Here is a 26,052-nt window from a genome sequence, read left to right as displayed (position 1 = left end):
CATGCCAGAGGCGTGCGTACGCCCAACGTGCTTGTTACTGTACCGTCAGCACGCCGGAGGCGTGCGTACCACCGAACGCAGCCTCAATGATTGCCGCCGCCGAAAGAACGGTGCGCTCTTCGAATGGCCGGCCAACGACTTGCACACCGATAGGCAAACCATTTGCGGCGCGTCCCGCAGGAACTGCGAGGCTCGGCAATCCGAGAACGTTGAATGTTTGTGAGTAACTGAACGCGCGAAAGACGCTGATCGACTTGCCGCTGACTTCCACACGTTCAGCGCCATGCTCAAACGCAGCCGTCGCGCCCACGGGCGCCAGCAAAAGCGGCGTCGCCTTCATCCACTGCCGTAACTCTTCGCGCAAGCGCTCACGCTCGATTACGGCCTCGGCCAGCCGCTCGGCCGTTTTAATTTTCTCTTCGAGCTCAGCAGGCGCTTCAGCGAGCTCGCGCAGCAGACGTGCTACCTGTGGTCCGGCCTCAACTTCCCTGCCCTTATACAGCTCAGCGATTTCGGTATTCGCGGCGCGAGAAAACAACTCGATCCAAAGCCGCGAACCTTTTCCGATTCCCGGAGGAGTAACCTCGATTACCTCGAGACCCGCGTCGGCCAGAGCTTTGGCGGCGCTTTGAACTGCTGCTCGAGTCTCGTCTGACACACGGCATACTCCGTCGTCCGTGTACCACGCCACGCGCAACCCGCGCAGCGCTATCCGATTCAGAACCTCGATTCCGTTTTGCGCAGCCTCGAATTGCGTCGGCTCGGCCAGGACCTTAAACAGCAGAGCTAGATCCTCAACTCGCCTCGCCATTGGTCCAATGGATGCGCCCAAAGCAACCACGCCAGGAGCTGCCGGCGTGTGTCCGTCCATCGCCACACGGCCCGTCGTTGGTTTCAATCCGGCGATGCCGCAAAAGTGCGCGGGCACGCGAATCGATCCGGAAAGATCGCTTCCCAAGCCAGCCGGCGACAGACACGCCGCAATCGCCGCTGCTTCACCTCCACTTGATCCACCGGGTGTCGTTAGCGGGTTATGGGGATTATTCGTGCGGCCGAAAACCGGATTGTCCGTTTCGTACGGAACGGCCATTTCAGGAACGTTGGTCTTGCCGAGGACTATCGCCCCCGCCGCTTTCAGACGCGCCACCGAAGCCGCATCCTCCTCGGGAAAGTGGTGCGCACGAATTCGCGATCCGCTCGTCGTTCGCAGGCCTTGAGTGTCAATCGTGTCCTTTATCGTGACGGGTAAACCCAGCAGCAGGCCAACGCTTCCGCTCATTAGCGCCGCCTCGCACACGCGCGCTCGATCGATAGCATCTTCGGCAATCGTGACAATCGCGTTCAGCGCAGGATTCACTTGCTCAATGCGGCGCAGGTGAGCTTCAACTACTTCGACGGGTGAAACAGCGCGCGAGCCGATCAGCGCGACGAGTTCAGCTGCTGATTTGGTTGTTAGATCGTTAGACAAGTTGAAGAACGCCAGGGGCGCAATCACTACAGCTCCGTCGGAGCCGCATATTTATAGCAGCCAGTCCCGGATTTTGTAATCAGACCGTTTCACTTCTCACCCGTTGGAAGAAGGCACTAATTTACCTGAGTCATTGGGTTCGCAACCCGAAGGGTTGCTAGAGAGTAGCCGGGCGTCGCAGCGAAGCGTAGCCCCCCGGAAACGTCAGCGCAGAATTCGGCACCCTGAAGGGGTGCCAGAGTTCTGTAACCCTTTCAGGGTCAAAATCATCAACATTCTGTCCCGGGGTAATCGCGCTGCGCGCTCAACCCCCGGCTACTCTCTTTCAGCCCTGCGGGCTGATCAACCTGTAGTCAGCGTTGAGAAGTGAGTCAGATATGTTATTGCCTTTGGGAGACGGAGAGGAATGGCGCTTTGAAAAGTCGCAACGTTTGAACTATAAACATTGCGCGCCTAGCGGCGCTTTCCAAACACTCTAATTTCAATCCAACTGAGTCTCTGCGACTCGAAAGGACTAATCGTGGGAAGTCGAAAGAAAATTACAGTAGTTGGCGCCGGAAACGTCGGCGCGACGGCGGCGCATTGGCTGGCGTCGAAAGAACTCGGCGACGTGGTGCTGGTCGATATCGTAGAAGGCGTGCCGCAAGGCAAAGCCCTGGATTTGGCTGAGACGGCGCCAATCGAAGGCTTCGATGTGCGGCTCATCGGCACCAACGGCTACGACGAAACGAAAGATTCAGACGTCGTTATCATTACCGCCGGTCTGGCCCGTAAACCGGGAATGAGCCGGGACGATCTTTTAAAGACGAACGCGGACATTGTCGGCAAGGTCTGCGATGAAATCGTAAAGCGTTCGCCCAACACCATTCTCATCATCGTCTCGAATCCGCTGGATGCGATGTGTCAGGTGGCACTGCGGCGCTCAGGATTTCCCAAACATCGTGTGATCGGAATGGCCGGCGTTCTGGACTCGGCACGCATGCGTTGCTTCCTCGCGGAGGCGCTGGATGTCTCGGTTGAGAACGTCACGGCATTCGTGCTTGGCGGTCACGGTGACACGATGGTGCCGCTGCCGCGTTACTCGACCTGCGCGGGAATTCCCATCACGGAACTCTTGCCGAAGGAACAAATCGACGCGATCGTGAAGCGCACGGCGGGCGGTGGCGCGGAAATCGTCGCGCTGCTGAAAACCGGGTCGGCGTATTACGCGCCGTCTGCGGCCGCGGTTGAAATGACGGAATCAATTCTGAAGGACAAGAAAAAGATTCTGCCGTGCGCGGCTTATCTCGAAGGCGAGTATGGCGTGAACGGATTGTACGTAGGCGTGCCGTGCAAGCTCGGCGCGAAAGGTCTCGAGCAGGTGATCGAAATTACGCTGACCGCCGAGGAACGCATCGCCTTGCAGAAGAGCGCCGCGTCCGTGCAGGAACTTGTCGACGTCCTCGGAATCTAAGGGGGGAGTGTCAGAAGCCCGCGCCAGGAGAAAAACGCGCGACGTTTAGAGGCGGCCTATTGCCCGCCAGTTTCGCAGCGAAGAAGGGAGGGCGGTAGCCCGCTTCTAAGACCTTCGGATAATGAAGATGAGCCCGAACCGGTACAACTCGATTGCTCTTCTCTTCGCGATGCCGCTCATGCTCTTCTTTTGGCAGGGCTCATCGTGCCGCTCGTCCAACGCCAATTCCAACGGAAACGCCTCCATGAATGCGAACACGAATAAGGCCATTCAGTCACGCGACCTGCACGGAACGTGGGGCGGTCAAAGCATCGCGATGGAAGTCAGCAATGAGGGTGCGGAGATCGAATTCGACTGTGCGCACGGCCGTATTACCGAGAAGATCGCTCCGGACGCTGACGGAAAATTCGAGACGAAGGGTGTTTTTGCGCGCGAACGCGGCGGCCCACAGCGTATGGGCGAGAACAACGAGCAGCCGGCCATTTATCGCGGTTCGATCAAAGATCGGGACATGACACTAACGATTCAGCTGAAAAGGAATAATGAAGACATCGGCACCTTTAAGCTAACTCAGGGTAACTCAGGCCGCATTCACAAATGTCTCTGAAGTAAATTCAATGGCGTGGAAAAAAGAGGCACTGGCTGTTAACCAGTGCCTCTTTTGCTTACACCCGGCGTCGAGAGTCGGTGTGGATTGGGCAATCACTTCTTCTGGCTGAAAGGCACCTTGACCACCACCGTCTCAACGTCGGTGTTAACGCCGTTCTGGCAGGTAATCCCTATCGTGTAAACACGACCAGTGCCTGTGCCGGCGCGTTCGGCTCTGAGACGCAGTTTGTGGCTGTCAATGATCTCCCAATCGGGCGCCGTGTCGCCCTCTCCCGTTCCATTGACGGGCTCGTTGCTCGTGACGCTCAAAGTGCAGAACGAGCATGAGGCGACACTGTAATTGACCGTCACCTCTTCCATCCGGTGGTTCGGCGGCCAGAGCGAGGGCTTGTCAACCGAAACACCGGTGATATCAACCACGGGAATGGTCTCGCAGACCGGGTCCTCTGTCGTAATTTCCAGAGTCCACCCTCCGGTGAGGCTGCCGGTATCGAGGCCAGCGTCGTCAACCACATAGAGGCTCCACGTTCCGTTTGGATTCTGCCCGTTAAAGACCGAGGCAAACGTGGCACTCCCCGCTGTCGCTGGGAATTGATAGGGGGCAGCCGGGGCCGGCGCCGGGAACAGATCGCCGGTACCGTAGTTCGTCGGCCGGAAAGTCCCTGAGACGGGAGTGCCGGTTGATGGCACCAAGCCCGCGGCAGAGTCGTCGAGTGTGTAGTTGATGTTGACCGCGTCGGTACCGCCGATGATATCCGACAGGATTGTAAACTTCTGACCTGCAGGTCCAACGAGCAACATATCGGCGTCGCTCGGGAAAGTGTGATTCAAGCCATTGAGTTTGACAACAACCTTCGTCACAGTTCCCACAATTCCCGATACTGAGATGTTCGATGGATACGGGTTAGCGGGTGCTCCAGTAGTGGCTCCCGTGCCCGTCCCGGGAATCGTGATGGCGCCGGTATTCGAGAACGTACTGACGTTCGTTACCGTACCGCCTGCCGTTATGGTAAAGCTCGCGGTGCCGAGGAACATCGGGCCGTCTGTTAAGTCGAACGTCGCGACGAAGGTACCGCCGCAAGCGATCGCGCTGCTCACTGCAAACGTGAAGTCGCGCGCTACAGCGACTCCGCCAATTGGGCTCAGTACGCCGTAACTCTGCGGGCCGCTGAGCGGAGTAACTCCACCGGACGCCTGCAACGTCGCCACCAGATCGGTCGTGGGCGCGGTTCCGTTATTCACAAGCGGGAAACTCATGGTGACGACCTCGCCTGGGTCGGGCTTGCCATTTGTTCCGCATTCGCTGACCAGCGTTGCCGGCGGCTTCGGAATAATTCCCGGCGCGCCGCCTGAAAACGGACAGCAGAGATATTCGTGACGGCTAATCTCGAGTTGGACACAGAACACGGTACCCGTATCCAGATTCGCCGTGTCGGTAACTCTCAGCTTCCAGGTGCCGGTGATGTCTTTACCATTGAGACCTGCGAGAGGCTGCTCCGGTTTGAACGAACCCGAGAATGGCGCGCTTCCTGAGACAATCGATGTTGAAGCCGAGTCGTCAAACACCGTCGGCGTGCCAGAGCAGTCGTTAGCGCCGGTGCCGAAGTTATCACCGGTACCACCGCGATTGTCTGACAGCATTACCGTGGTGCCGTCAGGCGCGACGAGGCTCAACTCAACGTCACCGTCGAACGTGTGGTTTAGACGAACTTTCACGTTGACGTCCGCCACGGCGCCGGTGTCAGTAATGTTGATCGGAATATCGACCGTACTTAAATCTGCAATCGGCGTTGTGAGGTTGCCGCTGCTGTAAGTTGCCGTCGTTGACCCGAATCCCAAAACACCGAGTCGATACGTAAAAGTCACGGTTCCAAGATTGCTCGCCCCATCCTGCAAAGCGAAGGTTGCCGTGATGCTGTCTCCGCACGCCAGCGAACTATCAGCGGTGAACGTGAAGGGCCGCGAAACGGACGGTCCAACGGGTGAGAGCACTCCATAGCTTTGTGGGCCGCTGGGGCTGGTAACGCCGCCAGTTGCCAGCAGCGTCGCTACGAGGTTTGAAGTGGGCGCGGTGCCGACGTTCTTCAATCCGAAGTCGATGGTTACAGTTTCACCCGGACTAATGCCGCCGTCGGGAGCTTCGCAACTCTCAGCAGTAATCGTTGAGCCCGCCGTCTGAATGATTGGTACCGGCGTGACACAAACATTAACGACCGTGGTGTTGCCGTTGGTAATTGTCGCGCTGGCCGAGCCTGACAGGTAATTCGTCGCACTCGCGGTGACGTTGTAGGTGCCTGGGCTCAACTGAGATGAATTCGAACCTCCGGCTCCAGTTGCGCCGTAAAGGTTGCCATTGATGTTTACGAGGGCCCCGGGCACTGGCAGGCCCGTCGCACAATTCGTGACGTTAACCTGCAAGGTTCCCTGTTGGGGCGCGGCACACGTCGGGTTGACTTTGAAACTGGCTACCCGCGTCTGCCAGTTGACGCCGAAGGGCGCGTTGCCCGGAGTGGTGTCGGTCGTCGCGTAATATTCTGTCGTGTACCAGAAGGTGCAGTCGTCCGTCGGATCGACGTTCATCGAGCTGTAGTCACCCCAGCGCGAGCCCGTATTTGTTTGCACCCCGGCTCCGACCTGGATCGACGCTTCCCCCTGGAAAAGACCGCCGGGCGCGTCGCCGGCGAATCGCCCGGCGTATCGGATCGACGGAAACACAGTCGTGCTCGAAACGCTGTAGCCGACTGCCAGATTGCCCTCGTGATCCATCGCCGCACTACCCATCCAGCGATTATTTGTGTCGGGGGAATGCGTTGCCTGCTCGTTGACGGTCCACGAGCCGGCCGGCAAAGTACGTCGCAACTCGTAGTACCGAACTCCGGCCTGGTGGGTTGCCAGCGTATTTCCCGTACCTACATTGACGGTGTGGTTGGTGATCAGCGACTCGTACGCGCCAAAGTTTCGATACTGCAGGCTGTTCATGAGACGGTCGCTGATGGAATCGAGCGCGCTCGTCGCGGTGGATGGCGGCGGCTGTTCAATATCGTCCAGTCCGGCCGGATTAAGTGGACTGAATGCCGCCACGGCAACCGGACTTTCCGGACGCTGAGTGAACGTGGAACTCATCGGATTGGCAAAGTCCGCGTTAAATTCATAGAGCCTCAGCGAGTCTGTCTCGCCTACGAACTCATTAGCGTTGAAATAGGAAAACACGTTCGGCGCCCCGGCCGGCGGCGGCGTCAGGCCATCAGCGTCCGAAGGCAACATACTCCGGGCGTTGGGAACGGTTGTCTCGAGATCGAAGAAGATATAACTCGCAGTCGGATCGCCGGCCAATAGCTTGCCGCGATCCATGGCAAAGACTCCGACGCCGAGGAACGCCGTGCCTGCCAGATTGAACTGGTTGTTCGACCAGTAGTAACCGTCAGGCCAGACACCAAACTTCGGATAGTCGTTGAATTTGGCGTTCGGCATGACAAAACGATAGGTGAAGTAAGCACCCGCGGCGTTGCCGGTCTGCGAGATGGCTACGCACTGCGAGAGGGGTGTCGCTCCTGAAACCATGAACTGGGTGATGATCCAGCGATCAGCCAACGAGTCATAGAGCACAATCGGATCGCCATCGTCGTTGTTTGAACAGGGCGGACCGAGAGCAGCGAACAACGCGCTGATAGGTTGAGGCGCCGTCTGTGGAACACCGGACTTGTCATAAACACGGAACAGCAGATTAACGGCCTGGACGTACTGCGTCGGGCCGACGTCGCCAACCGTGTCCGGAGGATTAACAAACCCGAGGATGGCCGGATGCGTTGCATTGTCGTTATTGTTCAAAGCCTCAAAATTGCTGGCCGGTGAAGGGATGGCCGGCGAAATGCTGGGCGCCTGCGAAGGAACAGTTGCGTCAAAGTCCTCGTGTCCGCTCAATGGTGGACTCGTGTTTTTCTCGGGCCTCTCTTGATTGGCCTCGGCCTTGCCGCGTCTCATGCTGTTCGACAGTTCGGTCTTTTCTTCCATTTCGCTCACCGGCTCGGACACGGCAAAGGCCACCGCGCGCGACACTATCGGGGTGAGCGAATCTGACTCTTGGACGGAACTTGGGACAGCCGGTAGAAAGTGACTTTTCGTAAGAGCCGCCTTCTGACTTGGCGGTCTCTCATTAGCCTGCGTCTTATGATCACTGCGTTTCGCGTCGCTCACTCGAAAGAGCGTTGAAGTCACGAGCGCAAACGAAACCGTCAGCATGACAATCCATCTCACATGATTCCTCATACTCGAACACCTCCAGGGGGTTGGGTTTAAGAGATTGCGAATCGCACAGGTCGAACCTCTCGAGACGTGAACTGTGTCAGCCGCCGGAGCGTGCTCGTGCACAGTCGGCGGTCGCCGCTGCGAGGCAGGTTTGGGGGATGGTTGACTAACGGATGCGACGACGTGGAATGCCCTCTCGTTGAATGTCAGGGAACATCCTCTGGTCGAATGCGGCGGACAATATCTCAGCCAAATCAACCTGTCAACGAAAATCTGTATGAATCAATTAACTTTTGTAGGGGCAGTGAGAAAAGGTGCTAGTGCTTCAACCAGCCTGGAATGCGATATGACTAAGGTCTGCGATTCTCTTCATAAGATCGCTTCATGGAAGGCGACGGTGACGTCAATCCTTCCTCGAAGATTTGCGTCAAGGCCGGGTCGATTGCGCTCTTGACTACGCCTAATCACGGGCGTATAACCCGGCCGGTTCGAAACATCAGGAGTCCCACCAAGCTCGCTGTAATTGCGACTCCCCTAAAATGTTTCCTGCTCACTAACGTCTGCGCTCAACATTAAAGGAGAAGAGAATGGCTCAGTCCGGAGTCCCAACTATCGACGCCCTCATGCAGGATCCAAATGCGCCTCCGATCGTTAACAGCGGTGGTGACCGGCCCGCCGTGGGGATCGTTCAAGATTTGCTTCGCGCCCACGGCGTAAATGGAATGCCGCGTCAGGGCGATGCAGCGCATGGCAGCTTTGGTCCAACCACAACTGCTGCGGTTCGGAACTTTCAACAAGCTCACGGCTTACCGGTGCTCCCTCCCGGCAACCCACAAGTCGCAACTGTCGATGCTGCGACGCTGAGAGCTCTGGCCGCTGCCCCGACCGAACCGAATGCTAACCCGACCGCTTCGCGTGGATATCTGACTCTGACCCTGGATTTTCCGTACACCGGAATGCTTAGAGTGATGAGCATCACGACCGAGTTTGAAGGCGCCGGACGTTTTAACGCACAGAACCGGAACACTGATCGCGCCGGGTTGTCTTACGGGTTGATTCAGTGGGCGCAGAAACCCGGAAGGCTGCGGGACATCGTGTCAGCCTTTCAAACCGATGAGCCGCAGTTGTTCGCAACTGTATTCGGAGACGGCGATGCAAATCTGGCCCAGCGGATGGTCGCGCACACTCAGAAAGCGAATGGCGGAGTTAAAGCCAACGGCACCACCACCGATCCGGCGTTCAATCTAATAAGCCAGCCGTGGACAGGTCGCTTCACTCGAGCCGCGCTTGAGCCGGCCCTGGAAAAAGTACAGGTGCGCACTGCACTCGCAGCTTTTAACAACTCGCTCCAGTTCCTGCATGGGTTCGCCCCTCAGATCACCTCAGAACGAGGGATTGCCTTCATGCTTGATCTGGCGAATCAGCATGGGGATGGCGGCGCGCGGAGTATCTTCCGCGCAGTGATTCAAGCGCAACCGAATTTGACGGGCGCTCAATTATTGGCCGCGTTGGCCGACGAATCGGTGCGCCGGGTTGCCGGGCAATTCGGCGCTAACAGTCCGGAAGCTCAGAGTACGCGAAACCGGCGGAACGCCTTTCGCCTTTCGCCCCTGCTCTCGGATGGGAATTTTGATCCGACCTAATGGACGAGGAGTGTCGGATTACTTTCATCGCCAGGCTCGGACTTTGCCGACGCGGTTACGGAGTTAGCCACTCTTAACATCTGCACATATACCGCAAGCACCCAAAGCGCGGCGATCGGTCCGACATCAAAGGCCGGCGGATCAGGTGCAGCCCGCAGGTTCATGACCCCGGCCAGCACAAAGAGAATTAATCCTATCCCGCCGAACACCTTACCGAAGTTGCGGTGACGCAACATTTGAATGGCGAGCAAAATCCATCCGGTAAAGAAAAACAGATCAAACGTTAAGTCCATCCCGTAATCAATGAACCGCAGGCCGCGATACAACGCGACGGCTGACTCGCGCGCGCTTTCGGTGGTCGCCGATATAAACGCCTGACCCATTTTGCTCATGACGCTTCCCTGGATGATCATCATCTGCGCCATCACCGCACATGCGATGATCCCCAGAAGCGTTCCCACCATCTACTATTAAACTGGGGCTTTCGGAGCTCAGCAAACGTCTAAGTCCGACGAAGGACACCAGCCAAAGCACAGCGGCGCCCGCGAAGGCGAAGTGCAGCGCCATGTTTATGGCGATGTATTTCGGCGTGCCCCACGCGGCTAGAAATTCCTGCGTAGTCTTTGTCTCCGGACCGATGTAAGGGTCGGCGATTGCCAGCACCAGGTAGGCAACGATCCCCAGGAGGCCGCAAGCAGCACCGGCTCTATCATGCGCTGGCTATGATTCACGAAGCGGCTTTCCTCACCGGCAAGATAGACACGGAACCAAGAGCTGACCGGAAGCACGAGAGAGAAGAAAAGAGACTACCAGCCTCTTTCATCTTCAACTTCTGCTTATGCGCGTCCGGTGACGGATTCTTAGGTTGCGCTCGACGTTAATAGCGAAACGTCAGCGCAGCGTCAAGCGGTAAATTGGAGAGATTATTTCTTTAGCCAACCGAACAAACCGTGCACGACGGTCTCGCGGTTCTCTTCATAGATCGCTCGGGTGAGCGGGATATTCATCGGACAGGCTTTCACGCAATTCTGCGCGTTGCCGCAGTTCGTGATGCCGTCGTCGCCCATCAACGCTTCCAGACGCTCTTCGCGATCCATCGCGCCGCTCGGATGCATATTGAAGAGGCGCACCTGCGCGATCGCCTGCGGGCCGATGTAGTTGTCGCCATCGTACTGCGGACAGGCTTCGAGGCAGCAACCACAGGTCATGCAGCGCGAATACGCGTAGCGCTCCATCACGTCTTCCTGATCCATGCGCGGGCCGGGGCCGAGGTCGTGACTGCCGTCGAGTTCGACCCAGGCATGCACGCGTTTCAAGTGATCGAACATCTGCGAGCGATCGACGACCAAGTCGCGCACGTTCGGGAATTTCGACATCGGTTCGAGCTTAATCGGCTGATCGAGGTTATCAACGAGCGCCGAGCATGATTGTCGCGCGCGGCCATTGATCACCATTGTGCAGATACCGCAAACCTGTTCGAGACAATTCATGTCCCACGACGGCGGCGTTGTTTGCTTGCCCTGTCTGGTGACCGGATTCTTGCGAATCTCCATCAGGCACGAGATGACGTTGAGATTCTTGCGGTAAGGAATCTCGAACTCCTCCCAGCGCGCGGGCGCGTCGGGATTGTCGCGGCGTTTGATATGAATCTCGACTGTTTTGCTCATTGATTCCTAACTAACCCTGACGTCGCCCGTTGGTCCGCTTAAGTTCCCGGGCTTCTGCTCCATGTCACTCTTCGGAATCTGTGGGGCGCCGCCTTTTTGCGGCGAGCCCGAAGCCGCCGCAGTTTCTTTCTTATCAGCCGAGTAATCGCGTTTGCGCGGCTGAATCAGGGAAACGTCCACCGGATCGTACGAGAACACCGGGCCTTCACCTGAGTATTCGGCAATCGTCGTCTTTAGCCAGTTTGCATCATCACGTTCCGGAAAGTCAGGTTTGTAGTGCGCGCCGCGCGATTCGTTCCGATTGAGGGCGCCCAGCGTAATCACACGCGCCAGCTCGAGCATATTGTCCAAATGTCGTGCATGCGGCAAAGCCATGGTCGCCCAAAGATTCGAGTCGTTGATCGAGATGCGCTGATAACGATCCATCAGTTCGAGCAACTTCTCGTCCGTCGCTTTCAGACGATCGTTGTAGCGAATAACCGTGACGTTGTCGGTCATCACTTTGCCCATCTCTTCGTGCAGCTTGTACTGGTTCTCGGTTCCGCTCTGCTTTATCAGTCCCTCGTTAATTTCCTGCTGGCGCTTCGTTTCCTGTTCGTAAATCCGCGAACCGTTTGCGCCGTTCCGCTCGACGTTCTTCGCCCATTCGAGCGCCGCCGGCGCCGCGACGAAACCGCCATACACGCAACTGACCAGTGAGTTCGCTCCGAGACGGTTTGCTCCATGAATCGAGTAGTCGCACTCGCCCGCCGCCAGCAATCCGGGAATATTTGTGTGCTGCTTGAAATCAACCCACAGCCCGCCCATCGAGTAGTGCACGCCGGGGAAGATGCGCATCGGCACATGTTTCGGATCGTCGCCGACAAACATCTCGTAGATTTCGAGAATCGCGCCGAGCTTGCGATCCAATGTTTCAGCCGGGATATGCGTTACATCGAGAAAGACCTGGTTCTCGCCACTAACGCCGAAGCCCTCGAGACAAATTTTGAAAATTTCGCGCGTGGCGATGTCGCGCGGCACCAGGTTGCCGTAAGCCGGGTACTTCTCTTCCAGAAAATACCAGCGCTCGTTCTCAGGGATCGACGAAGGCGATCGATTGTCGCCTTTGCCCCGCGGCACCCAGACGCGGCCGCCTTCACCGCGCGCGGACTCGCTCATCAGACGCAACTTGTCTTCGCCGGGGATCGAGGTGGGATGCACCTGGATGAATTCGCCGTTCGCATACTTCGCGCCCTGCTGGTAGCACGCCGCGACTGCGCTGCCCGTGCAAACCATCGAATTGGTTGATTTGCCGAAGATGAGTCCGGGACCGCCGGTAGCGATGATGACAGCGTCCGCGGGGAATGCTTTCAGCTCGAGCGAGCGCAGGTTCATCGCGACCAGGCCACGACACACCTGATGATCGTCGAGTACCAGCGACATCATTTCCCAGCCTTCGTACTTCTTAACTTTGCCGGTGACTTCGTAGCGACGGACCTGCTCATCGAGCGCGTAGAGTAGTTGCTGACCAGTCGAAGCTCCCGCGAAGGCTGTGCGGTGATGCTTCGTGCCGCCAAAGCGGCGAAAATCCAATAAGCCTTCGTTCGTGCGCGAGAACGGCACGCCCATGCGATCGAACAGGTAAATGATCGCCGGCGCCATTTCACACATCGCTTTTGCCGGTGGCTGGTTGGCAAGAAAGTCGCCGCCGTAAACCGTGTCGTCGAAGTGCTCCCACGTCGAATCGCCTTCGCCCTTCGTGTTGACGGCGCCGTTGATGCCACCCTGGGCACACACGGAATGTGATCGCTTCACAGGCACGACGGAAAACAACTCGACGTTGTGCCCGGCTTCAGCAATCTTCATCGCCGCCGCCAAACCGGCGAGGCCGCCCCCGACAACTGCAATATTGATTTGACTAGCCATCTTTCGTTTTGACCGCTACAAGATTCCGCGCAGCAATCCGCCCGGCCGGATGAATGCGACTGCGGCGTTAATGCCGACGAAAAGCAGGACAACTCCAAAGCCGATACAGGCGTAACCGGCCAGACGCTGCGCGCGCTCGCCGATCGTAATTCCCCAATCGACGAGGAACAGCCAAATACCGTTCGCGAAATGCCAGACCGTCGCCGTGATTCCGACCATGTAGACGATGAAGATTGGAATCATGCGGAACTCGCGCGAAACAATCTCGAACGACTGCTCGGGATGATGCGCCACCGAAACTGTGTTCAGACCCGGAATCATTCCAAATCTAAAGTTCAGAACGTGAAACAAGATAAAGAAGAATAGAATGACGCCGGTAACGCGCTGAACCGTGTAGAACCAGTTGCGCGGATATGGATAAGCGAGATTGTTGGGTCGCGCTTCGGCCGTGATGACCAGGCCGTAAACCGCGTGATAGATCAACGGGATGAAGATGCCGAAGATCTCGACTAAAAGGATGTACGGAATCGCCTGGAGATCTTCGACCGCTTTATTGAAACTGGCGGCGCCGGCGATGGCTTTGGAATTCGTATAGAAGTGCTCCAGCAGAAAGAAGCCCAGCGGCATGATGCCGCTCAACTGATGGAGCTTTCGCAAGACGAAAGTCCGGCTCAGACGAATCGCCAAAGGAGATCTCCTTTTCGGATTTGCTCAATCAAGGTCAGCGAACTCAGCGGGAATTTGATAGCTTGCAATAGCAAGGAAAATTATAGAGCGGCGACGCGCAAATGCAAAACGCGGCAGTTGTACTTCGTGCTTTGTACTTCGTGCTTTGGACTTTAGATGACCGAAGACGACTACAACCCTTTCCCCGAACCCGTCGTGATCGAGATCACTGACGTCTTCGATCTGCACACGATTCCGCCCAAACAAGTAAAGGCAGTCGTTGAAGAATACCTGCTCGAAGCGCACGCGAAGGGTTTGCGCGTAGTGCGCATCATTCACGGCAAAGGCATCGGCGTGCAACGCGAGATTGTACGCGCAGTGCTGGAGCGAACTGACTTCGTATTGGATTGGACTGATGCGCCGCCGGAGGCGGGAGGATTGGGTGCGACTATTGTGCGACTCGCGGAACGTACTTAGTTGTGGTCCGCCAACGTCCGCCCACCAGTCGTTTGGTTGTAATCTTCACCCGCTTCTCGTCGGCTATCGTGGCATCCTCGACGATTTCCAGGACCTTCTTCGGCCGGTCGTTAAGAACAACAAATTCCTCGGTCATGTGCAGGCAACATCCGGATTTGCTGAAAGTGCGCAGACGCTTGCGCCGCGCATCGCGTTCGAGCTCGCCGAGACGCCCCGTTTGTGAAAGCTCGGTAAACTCCTCGTTTAGGATGAATCGTCCGGCGCGCGGCAGAAACAGATAAATCTGATACGAGGGCGCTCCGTAACCGCCGTTCCGTCCGTCACACAACGCGAGATCTTCAATGCCGTCGAAGTTGTAATCAGGAAAGCTCACCGCGCTTTGCTGGGAGAGGCGCGTGATGTTCGCGCTCGGCTGATCATTTTCGCCAAGCATGAACGAGGTGTCAGGAAGCTTGAAGACTTGAAATGGACTCCGGTGATTCTTTTTGAAGAGCGTGTACGTCGCGGGGCCCTCGCAGATCTTGTCCTCGCATCCGGCAACTTCGATCCGCACGTCGTAAAGCTTTGACGCACTCTTCACCTCGAACTGGACCTGCGCGGCAGCACACGTGCAGAACAGAAGTAGCGAAACGAGAATTTTAATCATTTCCTGGTTCGCAGCTTACGGCTTGTCGGTAACGACCAGTTCCTTCACCGGCGTCCCATCGCTCCACTTCCCCATAAAGCGTTGCTGCGGTGTGTTGCCAAGTGCGAACTGACGATTCTTTCCCGAGAAGGCGGCATCGCACAACCCGTCGAAGAGTTTCCAGAGTCCATAGTAATCCATGGCGTCGGTCATGGGAGTTCGGGAATCAATGCGTGCCGGGCCATCATTTGCCGAACCACCCGGGGGACCAGACCGTCTTGCCGTTAAGTCGCCCTCACCGTTGTCGTACTCTGCGTTAGGCGCTGTCGGCGCGCGGTGCCCTGCGATCAGACCGGGTCGTCCTCGTTCGTCGCTGACTAACAATACGAAATCTTTGTTGTCGGCCGAGATTTGTTTCGTTTCGTAATAGATTCTCTTCGCATCGTGATCGGCAACCAGACTGTCGCGGTCTCCGGCGATCGAAAGCAGCAAGGTGCTACTCGGAATTTTGCTCAAGTCCGCGATTGGGACGCTCACCGGAGCGCGTGTCATACCAGGTTCAATGGCCATCACGGCCCTGATCTGCGGGAGCTTATTCTCGCCGGCCAACGCCGCCAAACTGGCCGCCAGCACGCCACCAAGTGAATGCCCGACGGCGGCGACTTTATTCAAGTCAGGCCGCACGTGACCGGGCTCGCTTTGCAACCGTGCGAACGCGGCGCTGACGGCAACAAGTGTGTTTGGAATAAAGTCTTCGCGTCTGGTCAGGATGCTGGACTGATAGCGCGGGAACACCACGATGTTGCCGCGCTTCACAAGATGATCGATCCACGCGCCGTAATACAGTGGATTGGTACCGCCCCATCCATGCAGGAAAACAACCACCGGCGCGGTCTTCGGCTTTGGCCGATCAGGTTCGTAGATCCAGTATTCTTCGCCACCCTGCCCATACCGGTTCTTGATCACAGCTGCATGTGGCTTTTGTTTCCCGCCTGGCCCAGTGTCCGGCTGCGCTGGAGGAGTCGGCAACTGCTGCGACCTCACGGGCAAAGTCAGAAGCAAAACGGCAATAACGATGAGACTTCGAACCATACAAATTCTCGTCGAGTCAGAATACGAACTTAACTCAGGTATTCACTTGGACGCGAGATGTCGCGAAAGAGTTTGATTGGATGTCTTATTGAAATGGTGCCCCCGGCGCGATTCCAACGCGCGACCTCTCGCTTAGGAGGCGAGCGCTCTATGCAACTGAGCTACGGGAGCACGAACCAGGAATGGTACAACTGTCAGTGGTCAGTTGTCAGTTGTCAGTTGTCAGTTGTTATTCATCCAACCGTAAGTTGGCGCTTTCCGGTTTGAAATGCGCTTGACCACGGACCACTGACGACTGACCGGCTCACGACTGATATTTGATTAGCGACCTCACGTCGTAACCGTCAAGCTTCTTTCGGCCGGGCAGGAACTCGAGCTCAACGACGAACACGAGCCCTTCGACTGTACCGCCGAGTCCCTCCACCAGGTCGCACACCGCTTTCGCGGTACCGCCGGTGGCGAGCAAGTCGTCGGCGATGATGACGCGGTGCCCGTTGCTGATCGCGTCCCGATGGATTTCCAGAGTGTCCTGGCCGTATTCGAGGTCGTAAGAGATCGACGCGCGCTCAGCCGGCAGTTTCTTCGGTTTCCGCACAGGCACAAAACCGGAGCCAAGGTGATAGGCGAGCGCCGGCGCGAAGATAAAGCCGCGCGCCTCGATGCCAATCACGGCATCGATCTTGGTCCCTTCATATTCCGCCGCGAGCGCATCGACGGTTTTGCGCAAGCCTTCCGGATGCTTGAGAAGCGTCGTGATGTCGTAAAAGTTGATACCCGGCTTGGGAAAGTCAGGCACTTCGCGAATTAGTTTTTTCAGGTCGTCCATGAACGTTAAATTAACCAACAAAGTGGTCGTGACCTTCGATCTACGTGCCCTCGCCTTCTACATGAAGTCAGATTTGCAAAAGCATTCACCCAAAGGCGCAAGAGACCGTATAAGGCCACGCAAAGTAAAGCGCGACATGATATCATCCCCGCGATCTTTTCCTGCTAACCCCAGCGCTGGAAACCTAACCTCGGCTTGTGGAGCATGCGAGTTTCAAACTTGCTCAAACGGCTCGCAATCTTCTTCACCGCATTCTGCGCGTCTGCCATTTCCGCGGCCGCCCAACAACCGCAAAATCAAAATCCAGATGTAATCAGAGTCAACACATCCCTCGTCCAGACGGACGTGATGGTCTTTGATAAGCAGGGAAAATTTGTTGACGGGCTAAAGCGCGATCAGTTCGTGCTCAAGGTTGACGGCAAGCCGCGCGAGATTTCTTTCTTTGAGCTCGTCAAAGCCGGCAGCTCGAGCGAGGAGGCGCAGCTCGCGGCCGCGCGCGGCGTAGCGTCTAACGCCGGGGCGCCGGCGCCACTGGATCGGGGACGCCTGGTGTTTTTCTTTATCGACGATCTTCACCTGTCGGAAGGAAGTATGCATCACGCGCGAAAACTGCTGGCAGAGTTTGTCGATCGCGAGATGAGACAAAACGATCAGGTGGCGCTAATTTCCCCCAGCGGTCAAATCGGCTTTCTGCAGCAACTGACCGACAACAAGCAGGTGCTTTTGAAGGCTATTGAGCGGATGCGCGCTCGACCGTTCAAATCGGGCGACTATCAATCGCCACCAATGTCAGAGTTTCAGGCGCTGCGCATCGATATGCGCGACCGCGATGTGCTCGATCCCTTCGTCGATCAGGTTTTGCGAGATAACCCATTGCTCGGTCGCGCGCGCGCCGAAGAAGAGGTACGGGCGCGCGCATCCGCTATGCTGCGAATGGCCGCGGTGGGAACCACCAACACTTTGGCTTCGCTCCAATGGGTGATGGAAAAGTTTCGTTCGGCGCCGGGCCGCAAGGTGCTGTTCTTATTATCCGACGGCTTTTTTCTCGACTCCCGAAACTCTGATTCGTATGCGCGTCTGCGGAAGGTAACTGCTTCGGCCGCGTCTTCTGCGTTCGTAATCTATTCGATCGATGCGCGCGGGCTGGCCAACTTGCAGCCCGATGCGAGCACGCCGGTACTTTTTGATACCTCCGGCCGGATGACGCGCGGGACCATGGGTGAACTCGGCGCGTCGCAAGACGTACTGAATGCCCTGGCGAACGACACGGGCGGAAGGGCTTTCTTCAACAGCAACGCTTTGTCGGTGGCCGTCACCAGGGGGCTGAACGACGCCTCGGTTTACTATCTGCTCGCTTGGCGGCCAGACCCGAACGAAGAGCTCAATCCGAAACAACGACGGCTCGAGCTCAGTGTGATTGATCGTCCTGATTTGCACGTGCGCTCACGAAATAGTGTTGGTGAGGCGCCCAACGCCGCCCCGAAGAAGGCGGCGGCGCCGAGTGGAACCAGCAGAACGAACGAAGTCCGCAAGGATCTGCAAGCCGTAATGCCGAAGTCAGGCTTTCCCGTTAACCTCACCCTAAACTTCATCAACAGCGTCGAGAAGGGTGATGTGCTGATCAGCTCAGTCAGGCTGGTGCCGGCCACGCTTCATTTTGAGAACAAAGCCGGAGTTCCCACCGCGGCCATTCTGCTGACGGGCTTAGTTCTGAATGACGAAGGCAAGGTGCTGGATTCGTTCGACAAGCGATTGAACGTGCGCGCGAAATCTGCCGCAGACACCGAACGACCGCCGGACATTCTCTACACCAACTATTCAGTTTTGAAGCCCGGTCTGTACCAGGTCCGCGTCGTGGCTGCGGATGAAAATGGGGGGGCGGCGGGAAGCGCCTGGGAGTGGATTGAAATATCGGATTTTTCCGCGAAGAAACTCGCGCTGAGTTCGCTCCTCGTTGGCGAGCGCAAAGGCAGGTCCACCACTAATGACAGTACCCTCCCCGACGCCAACGCCGATCCGCTGTTAGCTCAGGTTGGTCTTAATGTCGCTCGCCGTTTCGCTTCATCCTCCTATCTGCGCTTTGTGACGATCATCTATAACGCCGCGAGCGGGCCGGGGACAGCAGGCGGTAATGGAAGTCCGCCGCCCGCCGGCCTCACGCCGCCGGCCAAACCTGACCTGGCGGTGCAGATCCAGGTGTTTCGCGATGACGAACCGGTGGTAACCGACCCACTACACCGGATAAGCACTGAGGGCGCGACGGATCTGGCGAGAATTCAGTACGCCGCGGAGCTGAAACTCGCGGGGCTTGCGTCCGGCAGCTACATGCTGCAAGTCACCATCATTGATCGCATCGCCAAGGCCTCAGCCTCACAACGTTTCAAATTCTGGGTTGACTGAACACGGGTTTAGTCTTAGCTTGTCCCCCGCGTGCCCCAATAAAACAATCCGAGGATAAGCTGCGATGAAACGACGTGATTTCATGATCAGCAGCGCCGTGGCCGGCGTTGCTCTCGCTTCCGAACGCGCGGTGAAAGCTAACGCGCCGACCATGCTGATTCCGGCAGCGGTCAAACCCTTAGTCGTTGCTTCATCTAACGGCAACCGATTCAAGAATGGCGGTGACGTGACGTGCGTGCAGAAAGCGTACTCAATGATCACCAAAGGTGACGACGTGCTCGACGCCCTGGTCGCCGGAGTGAACATCGTTGAGTTGGATCCACTGGACGACAGCGTCGGTTATGGCGGACTGCCGAATGCTGATGGAGTTGTTCAGCTTGACTCGTCGGTGATGCACGGGCCCAGGAAACAAGCGGGCGCAGTCGCCTGTTTGGAAGGAGTACGGACGCCTTCGCTCGTCGCGAAAGCCGTCAGCGAACAGACTGACCATCATTTGATTGTCGGCAAGGGCGCGCAGGACTTCGCGCGCGGCATGGGATTCAAGATTGAAGACGATCTGAACACCGCGAACTCGCGCGCCCGATGGCTTGAGTGGAAGCGTCGCATCGACCCTCTGCACTATCTCGATCCGAAAAAACGGGCCGAGGCCGGACGCCGCGCGACTGAACAGATGTTAGCTGAGGGACTCTTGCGCGCAGAGAATTTGCACGGAACGATCAATTGCGACGGCATCAACTCAAAGGGCGAGATTTGCGGCGTCACCACGACCAGCGGTTTGGCCTGGAAGATTCCCGGCCGGGTGGGTGATTCGCCGATTCTCGGAGCTGGTTTATATGTTGATGGCGGTGTCGGCGCCGCAGGCTCGACCGGTCGGGGCGAAGCGAATCTCTACAACCTGTGTTCATACCTGATTGTCGAAGAGATGCGGCGCGGCGCGCACCCGAAAGATGCGGGGATGACGGCTTTGAAGCGGATCCAGGCAAATACGATCGAGAAGCGTCTGCTGAACAGTCGCGGGCTGCCGAACTTCGGGATCAACTTTTATATTCTGAATGCGAAAGGCGAGTACGCCGGCGTCACGATGTACCAGGGTGTGAATGCGCGGTTCGCAATCTGCAACGACAAAGGTCCGCAGACGCTGCCGTCTGATGGTTTGTTGCCGGGAAAACCGGCGGACTAAAAACAGTTTCAGGTTTCAAGTTCAAAGTTTCAGGTTCGGCTTCGGACCTGAACTTAGACATGAAACCTGAAAGTTAATCTGAGATCTGAGATCTGAGATCTGAGATCTGAGATCTGAGATCTGAGATCTGAGATCTGAGATCTAATTATTCGACCGGTTCGATCACGAGCTGCTTCTTTTCTTTGTGACGCAGCACCGACAGGACCTGTTTCTCTTTCTTGTTAAACTGATGCGTAAAAATCCAGCCGCCACGGCCGACGAGGCGGCCATTAATCATTTCGATCACGTCGCCTTCCTTTAATCCCGCACGGGCGGCAGCACTTTCCGGTTCTACGCCGACAACCAAAACACCTGAACCACCCCATTGCGCATAATATTTACCCGAGAGCGTTATCGCTTCAATCCCGAGGGTCAAGCCTCCTCGCCAGCGAACCTTCGGCATTTCAAACTGCCAGTCGAAGACCGGTTGAAACGCGCCGCCCAGCTTTACTACGATAGAAAGCGACTGCTTCAACTTCGGTCGTTCGACGGTGAACTTCACGTCCTCGCCACTGCCGGCCTTGGTGAGCATCTCGGAAAACTCTTCAGCGCCCTTCACGTCGTTTCCGTTGACGCGCAGGATCACGTCTCCAACCTTCAGCTTGGCAAAGGCCGCCGGGGTGCCGGGCAGCACCGAAGTCAACAGGATGCCGACTTCGTTGTCGATTAGATCCTCAAGCTCTTGCTCGCTCCAGCCGAAGGCCATCAGGGATTTCTGCGACGACTCATCAACTTCTTCACCACGAATTCCCAAAAGAGGACGGGGCACGCTCGACTGGCGTTCGAGCACGCGTTTTGTGGCCGCGTGCACCGCAGCAGCCGTCAATAGCCGCGCGTTGTTACCTTCGATTGCATCAACAATACCGAGTGTCTTGCCCGCTTGATCGCAGGCGACGCCGCCGATTACATTTGGCGATAGTTGAATGCCACGCAGCTGCAAACCTTCCAGGTCGGTCTTCGCTTTTACCTTGGCTTGGGCGATTTTTGCTTCCGTCTTGCCGATGCGAACGAGAATCGTGTAAGGCGTCTCGGTAGAGACTCGCTCAGGAGCAAATAATTGCACGTTCTGGCCGTCGCTAACTTTCTTGTGTGCACTGCCCGAGATCTCTCCCGTCGTTGCCGCCTGAGTGAGTTGCAGTACCGACAAACCGGTTAGGCCATCCACGCCGATGTAGCGTGCGCGGAAAGTCCTGCCGTCCTGCGTCATCACCGTCAGATCGGGCTGCATTCGCGGAGCACGCGGCAAACGGCGGTGCGCGGCATCTCTGGATTCATCAGGTTCATCCGGCGGCGCCAGCAGACTGGAACGCTGGATTTCCATTTCGGCGGCAACTTGCGGCAGGCGCGCGACGATGGTCTTTCCGTCCTCGAGCGCCACGCCCGCAATGATGCTGGCATGCGCGTCCGCGTTCACGTCTTGCGGAGTGATAGTCGCGATCGAGCCGGGTTCATTTCGCAGCAGATAACGAAGCAACTTCACACCGGTGAGGCGATGCACGATCGTCACCACCTGCGGCGCGACCGGTTCCTGATCCTTAACCATCGTGACACGCGAAGGCCGCGGCGTTGGCTTGCGCACACTTTTCTGCGCTTTGGGCGATTGCGGCTGAGTCGGCTCGGCAGTTTGTGCCGGCTTGATTGGTGCGACCGGCGCGGGCGTCTGCACGGTCTGTGCCGTCGCGCTCGCGCACAACAGCGAAGTTGCGACCCACGTCAGAACGAACAAGCCAAATGATTTCAGACTACTTCTCATTTCAGTACTACCAAACCCTACTATTGCCTGTGTAACTTACCGGGACGCGGTTCCCCACCAAACTTTGCGAGCCAAAACTAACCGGAGGCAAAGAAATTTTCTTTTTCGTTCCGCGCTCGTCTTCGACCGCGAACACGACCGGTTTTGAAGGAGCATTCACGTAAGCCTGATCGCCCTGATGGATAGTCCGGGCGGGCAGTACGCTGTGATCCTCTGACCGCACCCGCGAACCAGCTCCCCGCTTACGAGGCGTGACGCTTGAAGCAGTTTGAGCGGCTTCGTCAGGCGTGTTCACGTCGGTCGTATCGCTGGGGGCCGGCGCCGTATCCGGGGAATGGCTCGCCGTCGCTCCCGGCGAAGGTTGCTGCACGGTCGCCACTTGCGGGGACGGCTCAATATCTCTCTGCGCGACCCAGACCAGAGTCCCACCTACCATGACAAAAAGCGCGGCTGCCGCCAGCGCAGGCGTTCGAATCAGGCGCGCGAAGAACGGTTCTCGGCTGGGCGCCTGCTCGCGGGCAATCCGCGCGCGCAGACGCATTTCGAAATCCGCGGGCGCGACCACCGGATCGAGACTGCCCACTAGCTGGCGCAGCTCATTTCGTTCGGCGCGAAAGTCGCGACAACCGGCACATAGTGACAAGTGCGCAGTCGCCCTTTCGCTCGGTCGCTCTCCCAATTCCAGTTCGTCAATCTGTTGCCGCGTAAAGCGGCATTCAAGGCTTCTCATGTTTACACCACCTGAACATAATTCCGCATTTTGTCGCGCAGGAAATTCCGCGCGCGATTGATCCGCGATTTCACCGTGCCTTCGCTGGTTTGCAAAATCGCGGCGATTTCGTCGTAGCTCTTGCCTTCCACATCGCGCAGCACCAGGGGCGCGCGATACCTGTCCGGGAGAGTGCTGATGGCCCGCTTAATCACGGCTCGCTTCTCCGCGTCGATGAGGGCAATGTCCTGTAAAGGCTGTTCGTCCACAGGCTGAAAATCCATCAACTCTTCGCCGTCGGGCGAAGTTAAGAGGCCGGTGAGCGAAACCAGTCTCCGTCGCTTGCGCTTGCGTAACTCGCTAATCGCCACGTTGGTGGCGATGCGGTAGATGTAAGTCGAGAACGCATGCGTCGTTTGATAGCGGCCGGCGGCGCGATAGACCCTTATGAAAGTCTCCTGTGCCAGATCCACCGCTGTGTCATAATCGTTCACCATCCGATAGATGTAGCTCGTAATCTGGTTGCGATAACGCCCAACCAGCTCGGCGAACGCATCTTCGTCGCCGGCCAGCGTTCCTTCCAGCAAAGCGTGATCGGTAGCGGGCTGCACAACCAACGCCGGCGCGGAGGCCGCAGCGGCAAAATCAAAATGCTTAACTGAACTTAACGCTCTCATGGGCAGGCAGGCTCTTCGGGTGCTTCCACCCGCAACGCCGAATCCTCGGAATTCCTGCGGGTTTTGCAAGCAGACATTATACACCGCTGCCTGCGACGCTCAGTGGTGAACACGCTAAACAGGGGGGTAGGTTCCAAAAAGGCGTGGAAAGCCATTTTCCAGTCATCATCTGTCATTTTTCCTTTGTCATTTTGACTGGCTTTGCGTGGAGCATCGACGGGTAAGAATCGATAGCACGTCCGAGGCAACGACTGACGGAGTTCCCGACGAAGCCGAAGGCTCACTCAACTCGACGTCGAAGGGCAGTCCGCAACCCTAATGACAAGTCAAATCTCAAATGCCAAATAAAAATGGTTTTTATGCGACCCTAAGAAAACAGCCTAGTCGGTTCCGCTGGCAGCGTCCGGATGCTGGAAAACTGAATCATCCGTCTTTACGCCGTAGGTGATGGTCATCACGCGCGTTTCCGTCGCTTGTTTGCCGTCCACGTACACAACCGTACGGTAAGGCACAAGGGTGCTCTGCGCGTAACGGTAATCGTAGAAGCGCTTCATGATTTTGATCGGTGTGGATGGGGCGGGCAGCGGATCTTCGTATTCCAGCCAGAGCACGCGCAGCGATTTGACGCTAATAAAGTAACGCGTCTTGTTGTTCGCTTTATCGGTGAGGTCAAGGACGTACAAATCGATTCCCTGCTGCTTGTCTTTACCGGCTGACGTCAACTTCGAATCGTTCTCTTTGTAACGCAGCAGCGCCTCGATACTGTGCGTTTGCTGCGAAAGGAACTCGGCCATGGTGTCCGCGCGCGGGGTAAACGGCGATCCATTGATGATGCCAAAAATACGCTCGCCGTTTTTGACCAGTGTGAACTCAGTCTGAGCCGTCTTCTGATCGAGCCGAATCCTGTCCTTCTCAAACTTATCACCGGCGATGAAGCGTCGCTGGTAGCGGACCTCTTCAGGCCGGCCTTCCGACGTCATCCGCGACATGCGCCCATTCTCCAAGCCGGTTTTGCGAACCTGGGACAGGCCCGGCCGCGTGCCGTGAACGATGATGACGCTTTCGGCGATTTGCTCAGCCGTAAATTCTTTCTGCGCCATGGCGGTCGCGGGCGCAAAAAAAATCGCGCCCAGTGCCAGCGCGGCAAAGAGGCTTGAAATAATTGATTGAGGCAACTTCTTACGATTCATACCTTAGATTCGGCTCTAACTCTGGTGACGAACTCCGCTCAGCTTTGGGCGGGGCGGATTGTAGCACAGCGAACCACCGGACACGGATGCGAGCCAACGGATAGATGCGCGGGACAATCGGAGTGGATGTCTCAGGTTTGACAATAAGGACGCCTGAAGTTACGTTGTTTTCGCTTCCGAAAAATCAAAATTAGACGTGGGCGGCAGCGTAACTTAGGGAAAAGGGGCGTGCGCCGTCAGCGGTTTGGAGTCGCAAATCTCATGAAACGTGTAGGCATTTTAGTGGGGCGGGAAAAGACGTTTCCCGAAGCATTGATCCGTAATATCAACGAGCGCGGCGAGGGCAAGGTCACGGCTGAGTACCTGGTTCTCGGGGGCGTCAAGCACGACGATCCGCCACCTTATGATCTGGTGATCGATCGCATCTCGCACGAGGTGCCGTTCTATCGCGCCACGCTGAAGCGTCTGGCGCTCGAAGGAACGATCATCGTCAACAACCCGTTTTGGTGGTCGGCCGACGACAAGTTCTTCAATTATTCGCTGGCGACGAAACTTGGTGTCGCTGTTCCGAAGACGGTCCTGTTGCCGCAAAAGGATTACATTCCGGGCATCGTGAGCGAGAGTCTGCGCAACCTGGAATTCCCGCTCGACTGGAAGGCCATTGTTGATTACGTCGGTTTTCCCGCGTTCATGAAACCTTTCGATGGCGGCGGCTGGAAAAATGTTTCGAAGGTGAACTCGCTCGAGGAACTGATTCACGAATACGACCAGACCGGAACACTGTGCATGACGCTGCAGGCTGCCGTGGATTTCGATCAGTTCGTGCGTTGCTACTGCATCGGCCAGGAAGAGGTGATGATCATGCCGTACGATCCGCGCAAGCCTTATCTTTCCGGCGAGCAGTACGTCTATGATCCGAATTACCTTTCGCCGGAATTGTCGGCCCGCGTTAATCATGACGTGCGGACACTGTGCTCGGCGCTGGGCTACGACATCAACACGGTTGAGTTTGCGATCCAGGGAGGCATTCCGTACGCCATCGACTTCATGAATCCCGCGCCGGATGCGGAGCTGGCATCCGTCGGCGAGTTCTATCACAACTGGGTGACTGAGGCAGTGACGAAGATGGCGTTCAAGCGACTGAGTGAGACGGTTGAGCGGCCGGAGTATCGCTGGGATGCGTTGCTGAATCCGCCGCCGCGAAAATTGGATGCCGTCGCGTCAGCGTCCGAACAAGCGGGCCGCACGGTGAAACCGAAATCTGAGAAGAAATCTACGAAAGCTCGCGGAGCTCAAAAGTAGAACGGTTAGCCGCGGAGCGGCGAGATGTTTATAGCTTTCCTTTCGCTTGGTTACGACGAGGCCGGAATGCGGGTGCATTTTGCCGGCCTTATCACTCCTGGATAGCCGCCACTCCTATAAACATTC

The 26,052-nt window shown here is 57.0% G+C and carries 20 protein-coding genes and 1 tRNA gene; 7 read left to right on the top strand and 14 right to left on the bottom strand.

Translation table 11 applies throughout. The features are described from left to right. Positions 1-34 precede the first annotated feature (34 nt). Positions 35-1,468: an amidase gene (locus VFX97_02080; GenBank protein ID HEX5701989.1), complete on the bottom strand. Its 1,434-nt coding sequence runs from the start codon at positions 1,466-1,468 to the stop codon at positions 35-37. A gap of 520 nt (positions 1,469-1,988) precedes the next feature. On the opposite strand from VFX97_02080, the gene mdh reads away from it, so the two are divergent. Together mdh and VFX97_02070 are read left to right on the top strand one after the other, a co-directional pair. Beyond that, a complete protein-coding gene (gene mdh, locus VFX97_02075; GenBank protein HEX5701988.1) occupies positions 1,989-2,921 on the top strand; it encodes a malate dehydrogenase in 933 nt (310 codons plus the stop codon). Between the two features lie 127 nt (positions 2,922-3,048). Beyond that, entirely contained in the window at positions 3,049-3,528 is a 480-nt protein-coding gene (locus VFX97_02070; protein HEX5701987.1) for a hypothetical protein, read from the top strand. 95 nt (positions 3,529-3,623) lie between these two features. Here VFX97_02070 and VFX97_02065 read toward each other — a convergent pair whose 3' ends face one another. After that, the gene (locus VFX97_02065) at positions 3,624-7,541 is read right to left on the bottom strand and encodes a proprotein convertase P-domain-containing protein (protein HEX5701986.1); all 3,918 of its coding nucleotides are present in this window, start codon (positions 7,539-7,541) and stop codon (positions 3,624-3,626) included. A gap of 821 nt (positions 7,542-8,362) precedes the next feature. On the opposite strand from VFX97_02065, the gene VFX97_02060 reads away from it, so the two are divergent. Next, a complete protein-coding gene (locus VFX97_02060; protein HEX5701985.1) occupies positions 8,363-9,418 on the top strand; it encodes a peptidoglycan-binding domain-containing protein in 1,056 nt (351 codons plus the stop codon). On the opposite strand, the gene VFX97_02055 is transcribed toward VFX97_02060, so the two are convergent. From VFX97_02055 to VFX97_02040, 4 genes are all read right to left on the bottom strand, one after another. Beyond that, a complete protein-coding gene (locus VFX97_02055; protein ID HEX5701984.1) occupies positions 9,415-9,882 on the bottom strand; it encodes a hypothetical protein in 468 nt (155 codons plus the stop codon). The two genes, VFX97_02060 and VFX97_02055, sit on opposite strands and share 4 nt — an antisense overlap. Positions 9,883-10,341: 459 nt before the next feature. Continuing rightward, positions 10,342-11,085, bottom strand: coding sequence for a succinate dehydrogenase iron-sulfur subunit (gene sdhB, locus VFX97_02050; protein HEX5701983.1), 744 nt, complete (start codon positions 11,083-11,085; stop codon positions 10,342-10,344). 6 nt (positions 11,086-11,091) lie between these two features. Next, positions 11,092-12,990: a succinate dehydrogenase flavoprotein subunit gene (gene sdhA, locus VFX97_02045; GenBank protein ID HEX5701982.1), complete on the bottom strand. Its 1,899-nt coding sequence runs from the start codon at positions 12,988-12,990 to the stop codon at positions 11,092-11,094. A gap of 15 nt (positions 12,991-13,005) precedes the next feature. Then, positions 13,006-13,677, bottom strand: coding sequence for a succinate dehydrogenase cytochrome b558 subunit (locus VFX97_02040; GenBank protein ID HEX5701981.1), 672 nt, complete (start codon positions 13,675-13,677; stop codon positions 13,006-13,008). 156 nt (positions 13,678-13,833) lie between these two features. On the opposite strand from VFX97_02040, the gene VFX97_02035 reads away from it, so the two are divergent. Further along, positions 13,834-14,133: a Smr/MutS family protein gene (locus VFX97_02035; protein ID HEX5701980.1), complete on the top strand. Its 300-nt coding sequence runs from the start codon at positions 13,834-13,836 to the stop codon at positions 14,131-14,133. Here the strand turns inward: VFX97_02035 and VFX97_02030 are convergent. From VFX97_02030 to VFX97_02015, 4 genes are all read right to left on the bottom strand, one after another. After that, positions 14,105-14,779 (bottom strand): hypothetical protein, encoded by a 675-nt coding sequence (locus VFX97_02030; GenBank protein HEX5701979.1) that lies wholly within the window; start codon positions 14,777-14,779, stop codon positions 14,105-14,107. The genes VFX97_02035 and VFX97_02030 overlap by 29 nt on opposite strands. 15 nt (positions 14,780-14,794) lie before the next feature. Next, a complete protein-coding gene (locus VFX97_02025) occupies positions 14,795-15,850 on the bottom strand; it encodes an alpha/beta hydrolase (protein ID HEX5701978.1) in 1,056 nt (351 codons plus the stop codon). A 94-nt stretch (positions 15,851-15,944) separates the two neighbouring features. Next, positions 15,945-16,021 (bottom strand) — tRNA-Arg (locus VFX97_02020). A gap of 133 nt (positions 16,022-16,154) precedes the next feature. Further along, complete coding sequence (locus VFX97_02015) at positions 16,155-16,676, bottom strand: adenine phosphoribosyltransferase (protein ID HEX5701977.1); 522 nt, start codon at positions 16,674-16,676, stop codon at positions 16,155-16,157. A 204-nt stretch (positions 16,677-16,880) separates the two neighbouring features. On the opposite strand from VFX97_02015, the gene VFX97_02010 reads away from it, so the two are divergent. After that, positions 16,881-19,076 carry a VWA domain-containing protein gene (locus VFX97_02010; GenBank protein HEX5701976.1) on the top strand — a complete coding sequence of 732 codons (2,196 nt, stop codon included), beginning with the start codon at positions 16,881-16,883 and terminating at the stop codon, positions 19,074-19,076. A 64-nt stretch (positions 19,077-19,140) separates the two neighbouring features. Then, on the top strand, positions 19,141-20,256 hold the full coding sequence (locus VFX97_02005; protein HEX5701975.1) for a N(4)-(beta-N-acetylglucosaminyl)-L-asparaginase: 1,116 nt from the start codon (positions 19,141-19,143) through the stop codon (positions 20,254-20,256). A gap of 145 nt (positions 20,257-20,401) precedes the next feature. Here the strand turns inward: VFX97_02005 and VFX97_02000 are convergent, their stop codons facing one another. The 4 genes from VFX97_02000 to VFX97_01985 form a co-directional block, all read right to left on the bottom strand. After that, entirely contained in the window at positions 20,402-22,048 is a 1,647-nt protein-coding gene (locus tag VFX97_02000; protein ID HEX5701974.1) for a PDZ domain-containing protein, read from the bottom strand. A 7-nt stretch (positions 22,049-22,055) separates the two neighbouring features. Further along, complete coding sequence (locus VFX97_01995) at positions 22,056-22,778, bottom strand: hypothetical protein (GenBank protein HEX5701973.1); 723 nt, start codon at positions 22,776-22,778, stop codon at positions 22,056-22,058. Between the two features lie 2 nt (positions 22,779-22,780). Further along, positions 22,781-23,434: a sigma-70 family RNA polymerase sigma factor gene (locus VFX97_01990; GenBank protein HEX5701972.1), complete on the bottom strand. Its 654-nt coding sequence runs from the start codon at positions 23,432-23,434 to the stop codon at positions 22,781-22,783. A gap of 380 nt (positions 23,435-23,814) precedes the next feature. Further along, positions 23,815-24,624: a hypothetical protein gene (locus VFX97_01985; GenBank protein ID HEX5701971.1), complete on the bottom strand. Its 810-nt coding sequence runs from the start codon at positions 24,622-24,624 to the stop codon at positions 23,815-23,817. Between the two features lie 261 nt (positions 24,625-24,885). Here VFX97_01985 and VFX97_01980 point away from each other — a divergent pair, with 261 nt between their 5' ends. Continuing rightward, positions 24,886-25,926 carry a hypothetical protein gene (locus tag VFX97_01980; GenBank protein HEX5701970.1) on the top strand — a complete coding sequence of 347 codons (1,041 nt, stop codon included), beginning with the start codon at positions 24,886-24,888 and terminating at the stop codon, positions 25,924-25,926. Positions 25,927-26,052 lie beyond the last annotated feature (126 nt).

This window comes from Pyrinomonadaceae bacterium (genome assembly GCA_036277115.1).
Lineage (GTDB): Bacteria > Acidobacteriota > Blastocatellia > Pyrinomonadales > Pyrinomonadaceae > UBA11740.
Note: the sequence above shows the minus strand (reverse complement) of the source record. Positions and strands in the feature narration are given on the sequence as shown.